The following is a 13,642-nucleotide window of genomic DNA, read 5'->3' on the forward strand; positions in this document are numbered from 1 at the left end:
GAGAGGTTTAGAGTTAAGCGGGCATTAGTCGTTCCAGAATCTGCTCCTGAGATTGCCCCTGTGCAAAGAGTCCCTGCACGAAGTGCAACATTTGACCGAGGGACTGGCGGGTGAGGGTATAGCGCTTCTGACCGAGGGTGTGTTGTGGGTTTTCAACAAAGGCGAATCGTTCAGATTTTCTGCCTCCTGCTGGGGTGCGCTGAAGCAGCGACTGCGCTACGCAACTCAAGCGGAAGTGGCTTTTGACGGCTTCCTCCTTGCGCACCTGAGCCGCTTCCAGTCCCACAGCTTGTTTGCAGAACTCATGAAAGATTTTCACCGGCCAGCGGTAGCTCCACACCTGAATGACCCGTCCCCCTTCCCAGTGCAGGGCGTCGGTGAGTAAAAAACGGGGTTGATCCTGGAGGTCAGCTTGCTCATGGACCAGAACCAGACGCTTACGACCATAGCGCTTTAACCGCACCGTTTTGGTGAAGACCCAGAATGGTCTTTCCTCACCGCTACGCAGCTTCACGTTCACGCAACGAAAGCTCTCAGGATGTTGCTGGCGCAACTCGGCGGCGATCTCATCGACCCGGCGCCACTGCCCCTGCCATTGAATGAGCCGGGAGCTTTCTAGCTCCAACACCTGGTGCTTGCCCTGCTGTTCAATCAACCGCATGAGCGGCAGCGAGAGCACCCCGTTATCAAACGCGTAGTGAGCTTGCGGAAAATGCCCTTCGACTTCGAGTTGGCACACCATGTAAATAAACCATATACCGCCCCGTGCAAATGGGCCCCGCCATATACTGAGCGGGGCGCTAGACACGCCCTATCTTTATTCAAGCTATTCTTTGATCAAAACCTCAACCTGTCTTTGAATCCGTACTCTATCTTGATCAATCTTTGCCGCATTAGTCTTAGAAGATAAGGTCTCTTTTGTTTTGCGCTCCAATGATTTTGGCAAATTTAGGAAAGTAGTTATTTTCCATTGTTTTCTTCTTCTCCAAGGTGGTGTGCTGAATAAACTCACTTTCTCTTAATCTGTTTGGTCCGGTGGCTGGTTGTGATAACTTGGCCGTTCTCACCGATCACCAAATAGGCTTTTGCAAGTTGCTCTATGTTTTTCCTGGCTGCATCGAGTTTTTTACAAACGCGTTTGAAACTACGATTGTCGAAATATAGGAGTTGGCTTCCATTCTGATATTCAATGCGCCCATAGGCCATTAAAAGCTCCACTGCCAGCGGTGGAATACCACGCTGTTGCATGCGGTTTTGAGCATGTTTGGTTAAAGCCATCTTTGCCTTTCCTTACTTACGATGTTCGGTATTCGTATTGCCTTTTTGGCCGTATTTTTCCTGGACCTGCTGGAATTTGCACTTAAAGGTATGCCATATGGCAACCTTATAAGCGTTAATGGCAAATGTATTCGCATCCAGGCGAAGCAGTTTTCCTAATCCAAAAAATAATTCATCACTGTCAATCGGGTCCGAGTCAAATTCATCGCTGCTTTTTTCTAGTGCTTGGAAGGCAGCTAATATCTCAGGTGACCACTCCAGCTTTTCAGCAATCTGTTCTAGGGATAGGCCTAACTTATTCCGCTGGGCTGCGATGAATTGTCCTAACTCCTGTACAGAATCGAATTCTGGGATTTCCCCTTCTTCCGCCGAGTCAAAGTAACGAGTTTCCCGGAATCCAGGCCGTTTCTTGAGCCAACGCAGCGCTTCTTCCTGATCGATGTAAGTCCGCCCGCCGGAACGTGTCGTCTTAAGAGGGTCCGGTAGCTTGGGATTTGCGGCCATGCGAATAGTTTTCTCAGTAACATCAGCGATAAGCGCGAGATCCTTTATCGTAATGCCCGCATCTTCTTCAAGTGCCCAGCGTGCAAAAGCAGTATCAGCAATGTGTTTACAGTAACCGTGTACAGGCCCCTCTATATTCATGCCTAAAGGTGATCCATCTCTAAACAATATGGTGAAGTACCGGGCTCTAGTTACGTAATCTAATAGGTGTCTCGTTTTTCCTGCGGTATCCCATTCATTCTTATCGAGATATTCATAGAGCGCCTGCATAATATGAGTCATCTCGTAGTGGGAGATATCCAGTTCACTGGGAGAGGGAAGCTCATGTGATTCTGGATCTTCTGGCAATCCTAGCAGCCGTCGTCCAGCTCCTGGTTCATATATATCATTGAGATCTCTCACCAAACTATGCAGAAGAGAGGCAAGCTCTTCAGTTAGTTTTTCTGGGGTAATTTTTCGGATATTCATGGCAGCCTCTTAAGATAAGATCAAGATATATGTGATATCTAAAATATCTATAACCCATTTTAGCGGGTGTCTAGAAAAAGTCAATGATATTTTTCCTATAACAAATATCTATAAATCCGTGAGAGAGCCTAATACTAATCCCAGAAATTAACGCTCTTTTATCCCTTCTCCCCTGGCGGGAGAAGGTTAGGATGAGGGGGGGGTTAATGGTTAATAAAGAATGTTTTTTATTGGGATTGGTATAACTAGGGTAAAAAAAGAACTGGTTGCTTTAGAAGAGAACGGGAATGCTGGAAGTGATCCAACGCAAATGGTGTGCTGCTTCTAGATGGAGGGAGGGTATGTAAAAGGAAGATAAGGTCTAGCAACGCGGAGAAGGGGAGGGTGCACTAAAGGACAACTTTTTTTGTCCTATGGATAGTTTCTTGCACCTCTACACCCAGGAAATGCCGTACAACCCCAAAACTGTTTACCGGCATTACTTCCTTTCCGAGCTTTTCGGAGCACCATCGGTTTTCTGCAAAGCGGGCAATCGGGAGCTATATGGGTAGCGTGTTCTTGCTGAGAGGCGATGGCGGGATCCATTTTGCTGTGCTTTTGAACTTTACTTACTCGTCCCAGCAGCGCTGTCCCATCTACCAGCTCCAGCGATTTTCCTTTGGCAAAGGCCCTAGCGTCGGGAGTGAATTGACCACAAGTGACTAGGATTCCTCGAGTAGCGTTCTCACCAGCCACCAAACCGTAAAGTTCGCGCACCTTAGCGACCCCCACCTGCCTAGTTTTCCATTGTTTGCACTGAACGAGAAAGATGTCGTGCATATCTTCCATGATATTGGATCGGCGACGAGCCATACACCATACCTCTTGAGTTGAATTTAAGGCTATATCGGCGGTACCGCTAATTAGTTCAGCGGCTTATGGGCAGGGATAGCGTTTTTTCAAGGATTTCATGACTGCGGCCGGGTAGGAGGCTTTGCCGGTGCCAGGAGGAATCTTCAGCTCGGCGATTATAGCCTGTGTTACTGCTTCAAGGCTTTCTTCTTCAGGGATGCACCAGAGTTGACGGCCCCATAGCTCGGGTTGAGTGACAAAATCGTTCGCTATTTTTCCTGTGTGCCGTAGGCCTTCCAGGTAGCCATAGCAGTAGCCACTGTTGAAGGCAGTTTTAGGTGCTTCTATCTTTTTCGTGAGTGCTTGCTGGCAGGCGTTAAGGAACCAGCCCTGATCAAGGCTATCTTCCTTTGCTGAAAGAGGGGGCATAAGTAAAAAGCAAAATAGGACAAAAAGGCAGAGGTTGGGATGAGAGCCCAGGAAAACCAACCCCTCAAAACTTTCGCTGGGGTACTTATATTTCGACAGAAATTCCCCAAAACCTTGGCTAAGGGACTAACTTTGTATGCATAGGCTGATTGAAAATAGGGGAAAAAAATGAGCACACAGGATGACACCATTAAACAGGTAAAAGCGGTTCTTGAATACGATGAACGTATCAATCTCCATCGCTCTCCTATTGAGGTAAGCGTCCGCAATGGGACTCTTATACTTGAAGGCGAAGTGGAAGATCTCACCACCAAAAAGTGCGCCCTGCAACTTTTGCGCAACCGAAAATTAGCTGATGTGACTGAATTGGTTGACCGGCTCACCGTTAGGCCCACAGAGCACCGGGGTGAGGGGGCGCTGCGGGATGCCCTGTGCCAGTCATTGCTGGAAGACTTAACTTTCCATAATTGCACCCTTCAGGGACGGGCCCAGGAGGGCGGTGGACAAGGGCTTGAAAAGGTAGACTTTGAAACTTGGCAGCAAGCAGACCGTGAGCCCAGTGGCTTAGTCCAGATCTCAGTGGAAGAGGGGGTGGTGACTTTGGAAGGCCATGTTCCAAGCCCCTCCCATAAGTATCTCATCGGGGCAATGAGCTGGTGGTTACGAGGGTGCCGAAATGTTGAAAATCACTTGGAGGTGGTGCCCGCCCGGGAGGAGACGGAAGAAGAGCTTGCCGATGCTCTCCGTTTGATCCTGGAAAAGGATCGCTTAGTGGAAGCGGATCAAATTCGAGTGGATATCCAGGATCGGGTGATCACCTTGAGGGGATTGGTGGCTACTGAGGAAGAAAAAGGCATGGCAGAGACCAATGCCTGGTGTCTGTCGGGGATGACGGACGTCGTTAACCAGATCCAAGTGAGAACGCTGTAAGGATCCGGGATATTACTGCCCGCCAAAGTCCCCTTCAAAAACTTTGGCGGGCTATTATTTCCAGCATTCCCTACCGATGCCACCGCACCCGGAGAATACTGGTCTCATCCGTATATTGATAATCAAGCTCACCCTCATAGGCCCGATTCAGGGCTTCTCCCACTCCCCTCGGTAGGTGGATTTCGGTGAAGGTAACGACGGTTTCTCCTTCTTGCTCCTCAATGTCCATGATTCGCTTTAAGGGGTGTTGCGCCTTCTCGCTTTTCTCTTTGTTGCGGATAAGGTTGATGATTTCTTCCCGGTGTTCTTGGAAAAACGCTCCGCTCAGCATTAAAAACCCGGCGGGAGCCCGGTCTCGTATCCGTTGACAGGCAGGGCATAGCTCCTGATTAGCGTTAGGGGGAACTTCCGCCCAGGCCCATCTGCCCTGCTGAAAGAGGGCCTGGCATTCCGGGCAGACGGTAGGTTCCGGTAATTTGCTCCGGGTTTTATAGGGATCATGGATCATTTCCTTGATCAGCCGATCTCCCCGATTGCCTCCAGCACCTGGCGTTCCCTTCTGATGGGCGATATTATAGGTATCTTTAGATGAGCCCCCTTTTCCCATAAAATTCTCCTTAACTATCTGAAAAGACGGAAAATGGGTTACTAAAATATCCGCAATGGATTTTAGTTACGTCTATAAATTCTGTTAAATTTGCTATTGGGCATCTACCAATAAATATAGACTTATCCCCTGTCCCTGGGAATGGGTAATTTCACTCCCTATGGAAGTGGAAGCGGCCAGGGGGCCTGGAGGAGGGGTGAATAGCTGGAGATGCGCTTGACTCGGCTTCTGGCCAATTGGTATAGAATCTGACGTGGTTTGGAGTTAATCGCGCCGGTCTTAGCCAAGGAAATTCTGTAACCAGCTAACCGTCGAATAAATTTAAAGTTAAAATAATTGGCAAAATAGGGGAATAACTTAGTGAATAAATCGGAGCTTATTGAATCGGTAGCGGAGTCAGGGGATTTAACCAAAGCTGCCGCAGCCCGGGCCGTGGATTCTGTTATCGAAGCGGTTACCGATGCGCTAAGGCGTGGTGACCAAGTGACAATCGTAGGTTTTGGCACCTTTTCCGTGCGGGATCGCGCTGCCCGGACGGGCCGTAACCCGCAAACGGGTGAGGAAATTAAAATCAAAGCTTCGAAAATACCTTCGTTTAAAGCTGGAAAAGCCCTTAAGGATGCTGTAAACTAGGCAGTTTCCTTGGGTGCTTAGCTCAGCTGGGAGAGCGTCGCCCTTACAAGGCGAATGTCGGGGGTTCGAGCCCCTCAGCACCCACCAGGTGGGATTGATAGTTTTTTTAGGAGTGGTAGTTCAGCTGGTTAGAATACCGGCCTGTCACGCCGGGGGTCGCGGGTTCGAATCCCGTCCACTCCGCCATCTTATGTTAGAGCTATAGAATGAAAAGGCGCATTTTACAGGATTGTAAATTGCGCCTTTTTTGTTCCTTTTTAGTGGTCGCTCTGTTGAAGAGGTAGCTAAATCCATGTTGGAAGCCATACGGAGTCGTGCCCAAGGTATCTTTGCCTGGGTAATTGTTGGGCTTATTACTATTCCTTTTGCCCTGTGGGGTATTAATAACTATTTCCGCGAAGGGGGAGAAGCCCTAGCCGCCTCCGTCAACGGTGAGGAGATTACTACCCGTGAATTCCGCGCGGCATTCCAGCGCTATACCCAACAATTGCGTTTCTTGATGAGGGAAGGTTTCTCGGAAGAAATGCTGGATGACCCGGCGACCAAACAGCGTGTTTTAGAGGGGTTGATTGAGCAGCGCTTGGTTTTGGATGCCGCGGGGGAGCTTGGGTTAGGCATGAGCGACTCGGAACTCAGTAAGGTCATTCATAACAATGAGGCCTTCCAAGATGAGACGGGTCAGTTTGATTTTCAGCGTTACGAGAGTGTGCTGAATAGCCAAGGATTAACGACCGCAGCTTACGAGGCCCGGTTGCGCTTGAGTCTCTTGAGCGAGCAGTTGGCCTCTACCTTGCACCTTTCGGCGTTTGCAACCCAGCAGGAAATGGAGGATATCGCCCGTCTTCGGCATCAGGAGCGGGAAATCGGCTACGGCATTGTGCCTTCGTCCAAGTTCCGCGATGCTATTCAAATCAGTGACGAGGAGTTGCGCCAATATTATGAGGAGCATCCGGATGAATTCCGCACCCCAGAGCGGGTGGCGGTGGATTATTTGCGCCTTACCGCTAAGTCTTTAGCTACCGATATCCCGGTGGATGAGCAGACCTTGCGTGACCTCTACGCGGAGTCCAAAGATCAATTCGGAACCCCGGAGCAGCGCCGGGCCAGTCATATATTGGTACAAGTGCCCCAGGGGGGGGATGATGCCGCCCGGCAGGCGGCACGGGAGAAGGCCGAGGAAGCGTTGCGGCGTTTACAACAAGGGGAACCTTTTGAGGAAGTGGCCAAGGAAGTCTCGGAAGATCCGGGTTCGGCCCAACAGGGAGGGGATCTGGGTTTCTTTGGGCGGGGGGTGATGGACCCGGCCTTTGAGGAGGCGGCCTTTTCCCTGGAAAAGGTGGGCGATCTGAGCGAGCCGGTATTGAGCAAGTTTGGTTACCACATTATCCAGCTGACCGGTATTCAACGGGGCGAAGCTCCCTCCTTTGAAGAGGTCCGTGAGGAACTGGCGCAAAAGTACCGCCAGCAACTGGCGGAGGAACATTTCTACGAGCAAGCGGAGACTCTGGATAATCTTACCTATGAGAATCCCTTTACCCTGGAGGTTGCTGCGGAGGCCCTCGAACTCCCCATTGAGACCAGCGAGCCTTTCTCGCGAAGTGGAGGCAGCGGGATTGGGGCCAACCCCAAGGTGGTGACGGCTGCTTTTAGTGAAGAAGTGCTGCAGGAAGAGATGAACAGCCGAACTCTTGAGTTAGGACCCAATGACCTGGTGGTATTACGGGTAAAAAAACATTTCCCAGCCGACATCAAGCCCTTTGAGGAAGTCCGCGAAAAAATACAGGAAAATTTGACCTTGGAGCGGGCCAAGGCCAAGGCCCGAGAACAGGGAGACGCCTTGGTTGAGCGCTTGCGGCAGGGAGAGGCTCCGGAATCTGTTTTTGCTGGGGAAGAGGCTTGGAATGAGAAGAAATTTTATAGCCGTCGCGGCGAGGGTATTCCTCGGGAGATCCTGAAGATGGCCTATGGGTTGCCCCATCCTCAATCGGAGAGTCCCGTTTTTGCAGGACAACCCTTGGGATCAGGGGACTATGCAGTGGTAGGCCTCTATACGGTCAAGGATGGAGACCTGAAGCAGCTAGATGAGAAAGCGCGCCAATCCCTGGCCCAAGAAGTGGAGCAGATGCACGGCCAAGTGGCCTATCGGGGCTTTATCGATGAGTTGAGAGCGGAAGCAGATATTAAAATTTATCGGGATAACCTGTAACTTAGCTTTTGGGTAGGAAGCGGGCTAACACGGCGGCCCCGACGGCATCGCCCCAAACATTCACCGAGGTGCGGAAGCGATCGAGAAACCAGTCCACAGCCAGTAATAGCCCAATGCCCTCAAGGGGGAGACCCACGGCATTCAACACGATGACCAGGGTGACCAGGCCCGCCTCGGGGATGCCGGCGGCGCCAATGGCGGCCAAGGTGGCGGTGATAAAGATAAGAGCCTGCTGTTCCAAGCCCAGGTGGATCCCATACGCTTGGGCAATGAACATTGCCGCCGCAGCTTCGTAAAGGGCCGTGCCGTCCATGTTAATCGTGGAGCCCAAGGGCAGCACGAAGCGAACGGCTCGGGGGTCAACCTCATTTTCCCGCGCGCATTCCATGGTGAGCGGCAGGGTGGCGGAGGAACTGGCGGTGCCAAAAGCGGTCAGCAGGGCGCGGAGCATGGTGACCAGGTAATCCCACCCTCGGCCGGCAACAAAAAACAAGAGCAGCAGCAGCACCACAAAGTGCAGGGCCAGCCCGGAAAGCACGGTCACCACATGCCACCCTACGGCGCTGACTTCCCTTAAAAAAGCTTCGCCGCCGCCGCTCTGGCCTAGGCGGGCGGCGATGAGGGCGAAGATGCCCACCGGCGCCAGGTACATGATCCATACCACCAGCTTCATCATGGCCTCATTCACCCCTTCAAAGAAAGCCAATACCGGTCGGCCTTTATCTCCGAGTGTGGTGAGTGTGGCGGAGAACAAGATGGCGAAGACAATGAGGGGGAGGAGTTGCCCTTCAGCGGCAGCATTAATGAGATTGGGGGAGATGAGGGAGAGTAAAATATCCTCAATTCCCGTCTCTCCTTTGGCGGCAACGTTTTCGGGGACCGAGCCATCGCCAATAGTGATACCGCTCCCGGGTTGAATCAGGTTGACGACCAGCAGGCCAATGGCCACCGCAATGGCGGTAGTGCAGGCATAATAGCCGATGGCGATAGCCCCCACCCGCTCTAGTTTACGGACATCCCCCAAACTGGCGACGCCGGTAATGACGGCAGACAGGATCAGGGGGATGATGGTCATCTTGAGGGCATTGAGAAACAGGGTGCCGAGCCAAGCCACGGCTTCCATGCGGGGGCCAGCGTACCATCCCGCCAGGACGCCTGCAATCACGCCAACGATAATAAATCCCAGAAGTATAAGCGCAGTACGATGGGGCATAGTTTTCAGAATTTGCTTTTGTTATTTTTATGGGTAGTCGTATGTTATGGCGCCAGAGGGGCGAAAAGGGGTCGTGGTTTCTCCCTCACTCGCCCATGCCGACAATGTGGTAGCCCCCATCCACATAGACGATTTCCCCCGTAATTCCTGAGGCCAAATCGGAGCAGAGGAAAGCGGCCACATTCCCCACTTCTTCCGTGGTGACATTGCGCTTGAGGGGGGTGTTGCGTTCGGAATAAGCCAGGAATTTATTGAAATTATCAATGCCCGCTGCCGCTAGAGTCTTAATGGGACCGGCGGAGATGGCGTTGACTCGGGTTCCCTCCGGTCCCAGGGCGGTGGCCATGTAGCGCACATTAGCTTCGAGACTGGCTTTCGCCACCCCCATGACATTATAGTTAGGAATGGTCCGTTCAGCCCCGAGGTAGCTGAGGGTCAGGAGGGCGCCCTTGCGACCATGCATCATGGTTCGGCCTGCTTTTGCCAGGGCGGCAAAGCTGTAAGAACTGATGTCGTGGGCGATGCGGAAACCGTCTCGGGTGACGCTCTCGAGGTAATCCCCCTGCAACTGGTCACGGGGAGCAAAGGCTACTGAGTGGACAATGATATCCACATGGTCCCAATAATCGTCTAGGTGGGTAAACAGGGCTTCGATTTGTTCGTCGCTGCTGACATCGCAGGGCAGGGTGATATCGGTATCGCATTGGGAGGCCAGCTTTTCAATTCGCCCCTGAAGTTTTTCGTTTTGGTAGGTCAGCGCCAATTCGGCACCTTCTCGCTTCATGGCTTGGGCGATTCCCCAGGCAATAGAGCGGGGGCTGGCGACACCCACAATGAGGACCTTTTTATCTGCTAGAAAACCCATAAGTATGACTCCTCAAATCTTTTTTTCTCAGAAGTTGGCGGGTAAAACTACCCGAAATTGCCCGTTTCCGAAAGGGGAAAAAGGGGACTTTTCCTTGAGTGGGCTTATAGTGAGCGTTTTGCAAGCATGTTAATAGCTTTTTTGATCTCTCCTCTCCTGCGCTGGACAGGAATTTTCTGCCTCCTATGGCTAACGGCCTGTACGGGGGAAATCTGGAATAATCCCTATCCCCATACCGAGGGTGCCCATAACGTCGCCTATTCAAGTTTTAATTTGCGTCCCAAGACCTTGGATCCGGCCCGTTCCTATAGTGCCAACGAGGTGATCTTTACCGGTCAGATCTACGAGCCTCCTTTGCAATACCATTATCTGCTGCGTCCCTATACCCTAACGCCCTTGACCGCCGAATCTTTGCCCCAGGTCACTTACTTGGACGCGACGGGCAATCTTCTTCCCGAGGAGGCCTCCGCCCATGAAATTGCTTATAGCGTTTATGAGCTTCGGATCCGACCGGGGATTTATTACCAACCCCATCCGGCATTGGCCAAGGATGACGCGGGCCGGTTGCTTTACCATAACCTAACTCCTGGGGAGTTGGAGGGAATTTATAAGATTGGCGATTTTCCCCGCACCGGCACCCGGGAATTGGTCGCGGCGGATTATGTCTACCAGATTAAACGTTTGGCCCACCCCAAGGTCCACTCCCCCATTTTGGGCCTGATGAGCCATCATATTGTGGGATTGAAGGAATATACCCAAACTTTGGCGGCGGCCCAAGCCGGTACCCAGGATGAGTATCTAGATCTTCGTGCCTATCCCCTAGCCGGGGTAGAGGTCGTGGACCGCTATACTTATCGATTAACCATCGAAGGCAAATACCCCCAATTGCGCTATTGGTTGGCCATGCCTTTTTTTGCCCCCGTACCCTGGGAAGCGGATCGGTTTTATTCACAACCAGGCATGGCCGAGCGCAATTTGAACCTGGATTGGTACCCTGTGGGGACGGGACCCTACATGCTGACGGAAAATGATCCTAATCGCCGCATGGTGCTGGAACGCAATCCGAACTTTCATGGGGAAACTTATCCCACTGAGGGGGAACCTGAGGATAAGACCGCGGGTCTCCTGGCGGATGGGGGCGAACCTTTGCCTTTCATTGATCGGGTGGTGTTTAGTCTAGAGAAGGAAAGCATTCCCTACTGGAATAAATTCTTGCAGGGATACTACGATGCTTCTGAAGTGGCTTCAGACAGTTTTGATCAAGCCTTGCGCATTTCCGGCGGAGGCGAGCTCAGCTTGACGGCACAGATGGAGGCTAAGGGCATCAAGCTGGTCACGGCTATTGGCACTTCCACCTATTATGTGGGCTTTAATATGTTGGACCCGGTGGTGGGAGGGTATAGCGAACGGGCCCGCAAGCTGCGCCAGGCCATTTCCATTGCCATCGACTACGAGGAATTTATCTCCATCTTTGCCAATGGTCGTGGGATTGCCGCTCAAGGTCCCTTGCCTCCGGGAATTTTCGGCTATGAAAGCGGCGAAAAGGGGATTAATCCTTATGTGTATGAATGGGAAAAGGGACAACCTCGTCGCAAGTCCCTGCAAACAGCCCGTCGGCTGTTGACTGAAGCCGGTTATCCCAATGGCCGGGACGCCGAGACCGGCAAACCCCTCTTGTTGCATTTTGATACCACCAGCAGAGGCCCGGACAGCGCTGCTTTACTGAGCTGGATGCGGAAGCAATTCCGGAAACTGAATATCCAGTTGGTGGTGCGCGATACTGACTACAACCGCTTTCAAGACAAGATGCGCCAGGGCAATGCCCAGATCTTCCAATGGGGGTGGAACGCGGATTATCCCGATCCAGAAAATTTTTTATTTTTGCTCTATGGGCCTGAGGGCAAGGCCAAACATGGTGGCGAGAACGCAGCTAACTATAGTAATCCGGAATTCAATCGTCTTTTTGGGCAGATGAAAAGTATGGAAAACGGTCCGGAGCGCTTGATGATTATCCGAGAAATGGTGGCTATTGCCCGCCAGGATGCCCCTTGGGTTTGGGGCTATCATCCTAAGCAGGTGAATTTGCTCCATGCCTGGAATTCTAATGTCAAACCTAACTTGATGGCGAATAATACCTTGAAGTACCGCCGCATTGATCCGCAACTACGGGCCCAGTTGCGGGCTGAATGGAATCGCCCGGTGATCTGGCCCCTGTGGGCGCTTTTAGCGGCCTTGGTGTTAGTGGCCATGCCCGCAGTGATGCTTTACTGGCGCAAAGAACGACAGCCAGGGCGAGTGGTGTTGGAAGAGCATTAGCATTAAGAAGAAGGAAGGGGACATAAGGAGGAACCGGGATGACGCTCGCCAGAGATCGGCAAGGGGGGTACACCTACGGGGATTATCTCACGTGGCCGGAAGAGGAACGGTGGGAACTGATTGACGGTGTGGCTTATGGCATGGCACCAGCGCCAAGCCGAAACCACCAAGAAATACTGTTGGAACTGTCCCGCCAGAGATTGCCAATTTTTTCCTCGAACGACCCTGCCGCGTCTATAGGGCGCACTTTGATGTGCGCCTACCGAAGAGCGATGAGGCTGACGAGCAGACAGAAACCGTCGTTCAACCTGATCTTGCTGTGATCTGCGATTCCTCCAAATTGGATGAGAGGGGTTGCCGTGGTGCGCCCGATTGGATCATCGAAGTATTATCGCCTGCTACCGCAGCGAAAGATCAAATCCAAAAGCGAGTCCTTTATGAACGGGTGGGTGTCAAAGAATATTGGACAGCGCACCCCACCGATAAGCTGGTGACAGTATGGTTAAAGAGTGGGAAGGGCACTTATGGTAAGCCTAATATTGTGGAAGGTAAAGGGATGTTGGCTGTTGCTACCTTTCCTGAACTCGAAATTAATCTGAATCAGGTGTTTGTCAAAGGTGAGGAGAAAGAATGAAAGATTCCTGCGCTGAAGAGTTTCGGAAAGCGGACGGCCCTATCTCCGCACCTTTTAGAAAATCTCAACTACCCCTATGGAGTAGGGTGTGCAGAGCACGGCGATGCACACCATCGAAAGGGAAAGGGGGAGCAGCGATAGGGTTCGCTGCACTCAACCTATCCTAGCAAAAGGGTTTTCCAGCAGCTTCTAAGCAATATAGCTGCCAAATAAGCGCGATATTTTAATAGGGAACAGTTGCCAATGCTAATACAATACATGCAAGCGGCTATGCGCCATGCACAGTATGAGATTCTTTCCGATGATGGCTCATTTTATGGCGAAATTCCGCCATGCAGAGGAGTTTATGCGAATGCCGCTTCACTTGGAAGAGTGCCGGGAGCAACTAGAAGAAGTGTTGGAAGAGTGGATCTTATTTAGGGTTCATAAAAATTTAGACTTGCCAGTGATCGATGGAATTGAATTAATAATAAAAGAAATTGTTTAATGCCTGTTTTCGGATCCATCAAACGGCGGGAATTAATCTATTACCTACGGCAGCTTGGCTTTGAGGGTCCTTATTCAGGTGGAAGGCATCAGTTTATGATCAGAGGTAGCGTGACTATCCGTGTTCCCAATCCACACCAAGGGGATATTGGCAAGTAGCTTCTGGCAAGCATATTGAGGCAGGCACAAATCAGTAAAGAAGAATGGAAAAAGCTATAAATGGCCTAATATAACGGAGCCAG

15 protein-coding genes and 2 tRNA genes are annotated in these 13,642 nt (G+C 51.5%); 9 read left to right on the forward strand and 8 right to left on the reverse strand.

Going from position 1 to position 13,642, the window contains the following annotated elements:
* Positions 1-13: 13 nt before the first annotated feature.
* The 5 genes from NHAL_RS03860 to NHAL_RS03880 form a co-directional block, all read right to left on the reverse strand.
* The gene (locus NHAL_RS03860) at positions 14-742 is read right to left on the reverse strand and encodes a hypothetical protein (protein WP_013031860.1); all 729 of its coding nucleotides are present in this window, start codon (positions 740-742) and stop codon (positions 14-16) included.
* Between the two features lie 266 nt (positions 743-1,008).
* On the reverse strand, positions 1,009-1,278 hold the full coding sequence (locus NHAL_RS03865) for a DUF4258 domain-containing protein (RefSeq protein WP_013031861.1): 270 nt from the start codon (positions 1,276-1,278) through the stop codon (positions 1,009-1,011).
* Between the two features lie 12 nt (positions 1,279-1,290).
* Positions 1,291-2,250 carry a hypothetical protein gene (locus NHAL_RS03870; RefSeq protein WP_013031862.1) on the reverse strand — a complete coding sequence of 320 codons (960 nt, stop codon included), beginning with the start codon at positions 2,248-2,250 and terminating at the stop codon, positions 1,291-1,293.
* Between the two features lie 411 nt (positions 2,251-2,661).
* Positions 2,662-3,153, reverse strand: a complete 492-nt coding sequence (locus tag NHAL_RS03875; RefSeq protein WP_338040069.1) for a restriction endonuclease — start codon at positions 3,151-3,153, stop codon at positions 2,662-2,664.
* A gap of 12 nt (positions 3,154-3,165) precedes the next feature.
* On the reverse strand, positions 3,166-3,510 hold the full coding sequence (locus NHAL_RS03880) for a Rap1a/Tai family immunity protein (protein ID WP_013031864.1): 345 nt from the start codon (positions 3,508-3,510) through the stop codon (positions 3,166-3,168).
* A gap of 168 nt (positions 3,511-3,678) precedes the next feature.
* Between NHAL_RS03880 and NHAL_RS03885 the strand changes: the two genes are divergently transcribed.
* Positions 3,679-4,440, forward strand: a complete 762-nt coding sequence (locus tag NHAL_RS03885; RefSeq protein ID WP_013031866.1) for a BON domain-containing protein — start codon at positions 3,679-3,681, stop codon at positions 4,438-4,440.
* A 70-nt stretch (positions 4,441-4,510) separates the two neighbouring features.
* On the opposite strand, the gene NHAL_RS03890 is transcribed toward NHAL_RS03885, so the two are convergent.
* Positions 4,511-5,047, reverse strand: coding sequence for a BCAM0308 family protein (locus NHAL_RS03890; protein ID WP_013031867.1), 537 nt, complete (start codon positions 5,045-5,047; stop codon positions 4,511-4,513).
* A 360-nt stretch (positions 5,048-5,407) separates the two neighbouring features.
* On the opposite strand from NHAL_RS03890, the gene NHAL_RS03895 reads away from it, so the two are divergent.
* The 4 genes from NHAL_RS03895 to NHAL_RS03910 all read left to right on the forward strand — a co-directional run bounded on the left by NHAL_RS03895 (position 5,408) and on the right by NHAL_RS03910 (position 7,886).
* On the forward strand, positions 5,408-5,680 hold the full coding sequence (locus NHAL_RS03895) for an HU family DNA-binding protein (protein WP_013031868.1): 273 nt from the start codon (positions 5,408-5,410) through the stop codon (positions 5,678-5,680).
* Positions 5,681-5,691: 11 nt separating this feature from the next.
* Positions 5,692-5,767 (forward strand) — tRNA-Val (locus NHAL_RS03900).
* Positions 5,768-5,789: 22 nt separating this feature from the next.
* Positions 5,790-5,866: transfer RNA gene (locus tag NHAL_RS03905), tRNA-Asp, on the forward strand.
* 106 nt (positions 5,867-5,972) lie between these two features.
* Positions 5,973-7,886 carry a SurA N-terminal domain-containing protein gene (locus NHAL_RS03910; RefSeq protein WP_013031869.1) on the forward strand — a complete coding sequence of 638 codons (1,914 nt, stop codon included), beginning with the start codon at positions 5,973-5,975 and terminating at the stop codon, positions 7,884-7,886.
* Position 7,887: 1 nt separating this feature from the next.
* Here NHAL_RS03910 and NHAL_RS03915 read toward each other — a convergent pair whose 3' ends face one another.
* Together NHAL_RS03915 and NHAL_RS03920 are read right to left on the reverse strand one after the other, a co-directional pair.
* Positions 7,888-9,099 carry a dicarboxylate/amino acid:cation symporter gene (locus tag NHAL_RS03915; protein ID WP_013031870.1) on the reverse strand — a complete coding sequence of 404 codons (1,212 nt, stop codon included), beginning with the start codon at positions 9,097-9,099 and terminating at the stop codon, positions 7,888-7,890.
* 85 nt (positions 9,100-9,184) lie between these two features.
* Positions 9,185-9,964, reverse strand: coding sequence for an enoyl-ACP reductase FabI (locus NHAL_RS03920; RefSeq protein ID WP_013031871.1), 780 nt, complete (start codon positions 9,962-9,964; stop codon positions 9,185-9,187).
* 126 nt (positions 9,965-10,090) lie between these two features.
* Between NHAL_RS03920 and NHAL_RS03925 the strand changes: the two genes are divergently transcribed.
* The 4 genes from NHAL_RS03925 to NHAL_RS03935 all read left to right on the forward strand — a co-directional run bounded on the left by NHAL_RS03925 (position 10,091) and on the right by NHAL_RS03935 (position 13,401).
* Complete coding sequence (locus NHAL_RS03925) at positions 10,091-12,280, forward strand: ABC transporter substrate-binding protein (RefSeq protein WP_013031872.1); 2,190 nt, start codon at positions 10,091-10,093, stop codon at positions 12,278-12,280.
* 253 nt (positions 12,281-12,533) lie between these two features.
* On the forward strand, positions 12,534-12,914 hold the full coding sequence (locus NHAL_RS03930; protein ID WP_275261047.1) for a Uma2 family endonuclease: 381 nt from the start codon (positions 12,534-12,536) through the stop codon (positions 12,912-12,914).
* 270 nt (positions 12,915-13,184) lie between these two features.
* On the forward strand, positions 13,185-13,334 hold the full coding sequence (locus NHAL_RS22390; RefSeq protein ID WP_420804792.1) for a hypothetical protein: 150 nt from the start codon (positions 13,185-13,187) through the stop codon (positions 13,332-13,334).
* Positions 13,279-13,401 (forward strand): hypothetical protein, encoded by a 123-nt coding sequence (locus NHAL_RS03935; protein WP_420804790.1) that lies wholly within the window; start codon positions 13,279-13,281, stop codon positions 13,399-13,401. The genes NHAL_RS22390 and NHAL_RS03935 overlap by 56 nt, the downstream gene beginning before the upstream one ends.
* Positions 13,402-13,642 lie beyond the last annotated feature (241 nt).

This window comes from Nitrosococcus halophilus Nc 4 (assembly GCF_000024725.1).
In the GTDB taxonomy this organism is placed as follows: domain Bacteria; phylum Pseudomonadota; class Gammaproteobacteria; order Nitrosococcales; family Nitrosococcaceae; genus Nitrosococcus; species Nitrosococcus halophilus.

Coding starts and splice junctions, on each gene's coding strand:
- NHAL_RS03870 (WP_013031862.1), bottom strand. CDS start 2,250: ATGAATATCCGAAAAATTACCCCAGAAAAACTAACTGAAGAGCTTGCC.
- NHAL_RS22390 (WP_420804792.1), top strand. CDS start 13,185: ATGCGCCATGCACAGTATGAGATTCTTTCCGATGATGGCTCATTTTAT.
- NHAL_RS03925 (WP_013031872.1), top strand. CDS start 10,091: ATGTTAATAGCTTTTTTGATCTCTCCTCTCCTGCGCTGGACAGGAATT.
- NHAL_RS03865 (WP_013031861.1), bottom strand. CDS start 1,278: ATGGCTTTAACCAAACATGCTCAAAACCGCATGCAACAGCGTGGTATT.
- NHAL_RS03880 (WP_013031864.1), bottom strand. CDS start 3,510: ATGCCCCCTCTTTCAGCAAAGGAAGATAGCCTTGATCAGGGCTGGTTC.
- NHAL_RS03890 (WP_013031867.1), bottom strand. CDS start 5,047: ATGGGAAAAGGGGGCTCATCTAAAGATACCTATAATATCGCCCATCAG.
- NHAL_RS03860 (WP_013031860.1), bottom strand. CDS start 742: ATGGTGTGCCAACTCGAAGTCGAAGGGCATTTTCCGCAAGCTCACTAC.
- NHAL_RS03920 (WP_013031871.1), bottom strand. CDS start 9,964: ATGGGTTTTCTAGCAGATAAAAAGGTCCTCATTGTGGGTGTCGCCAGC.
- NHAL_RS03885 (WP_013031866.1), top strand. CDS start 3,679: ATGAGCACACAGGATGACACCATTAAACAGGTAAAAGCGGTTCTTGAA.
- NHAL_RS03910 (WP_013031869.1), top strand. CDS start 5,973: ATGTTGGAAGCCATACGGAGTCGTGCCCAAGGTATCTTTGCCTGGGTA.
- NHAL_RS03915 (WP_013031870.1), bottom strand. CDS start 9,099: ATGCCCCATCGTACTGCGCTTATACTTCTGGGATTTATTATCGTTGGC.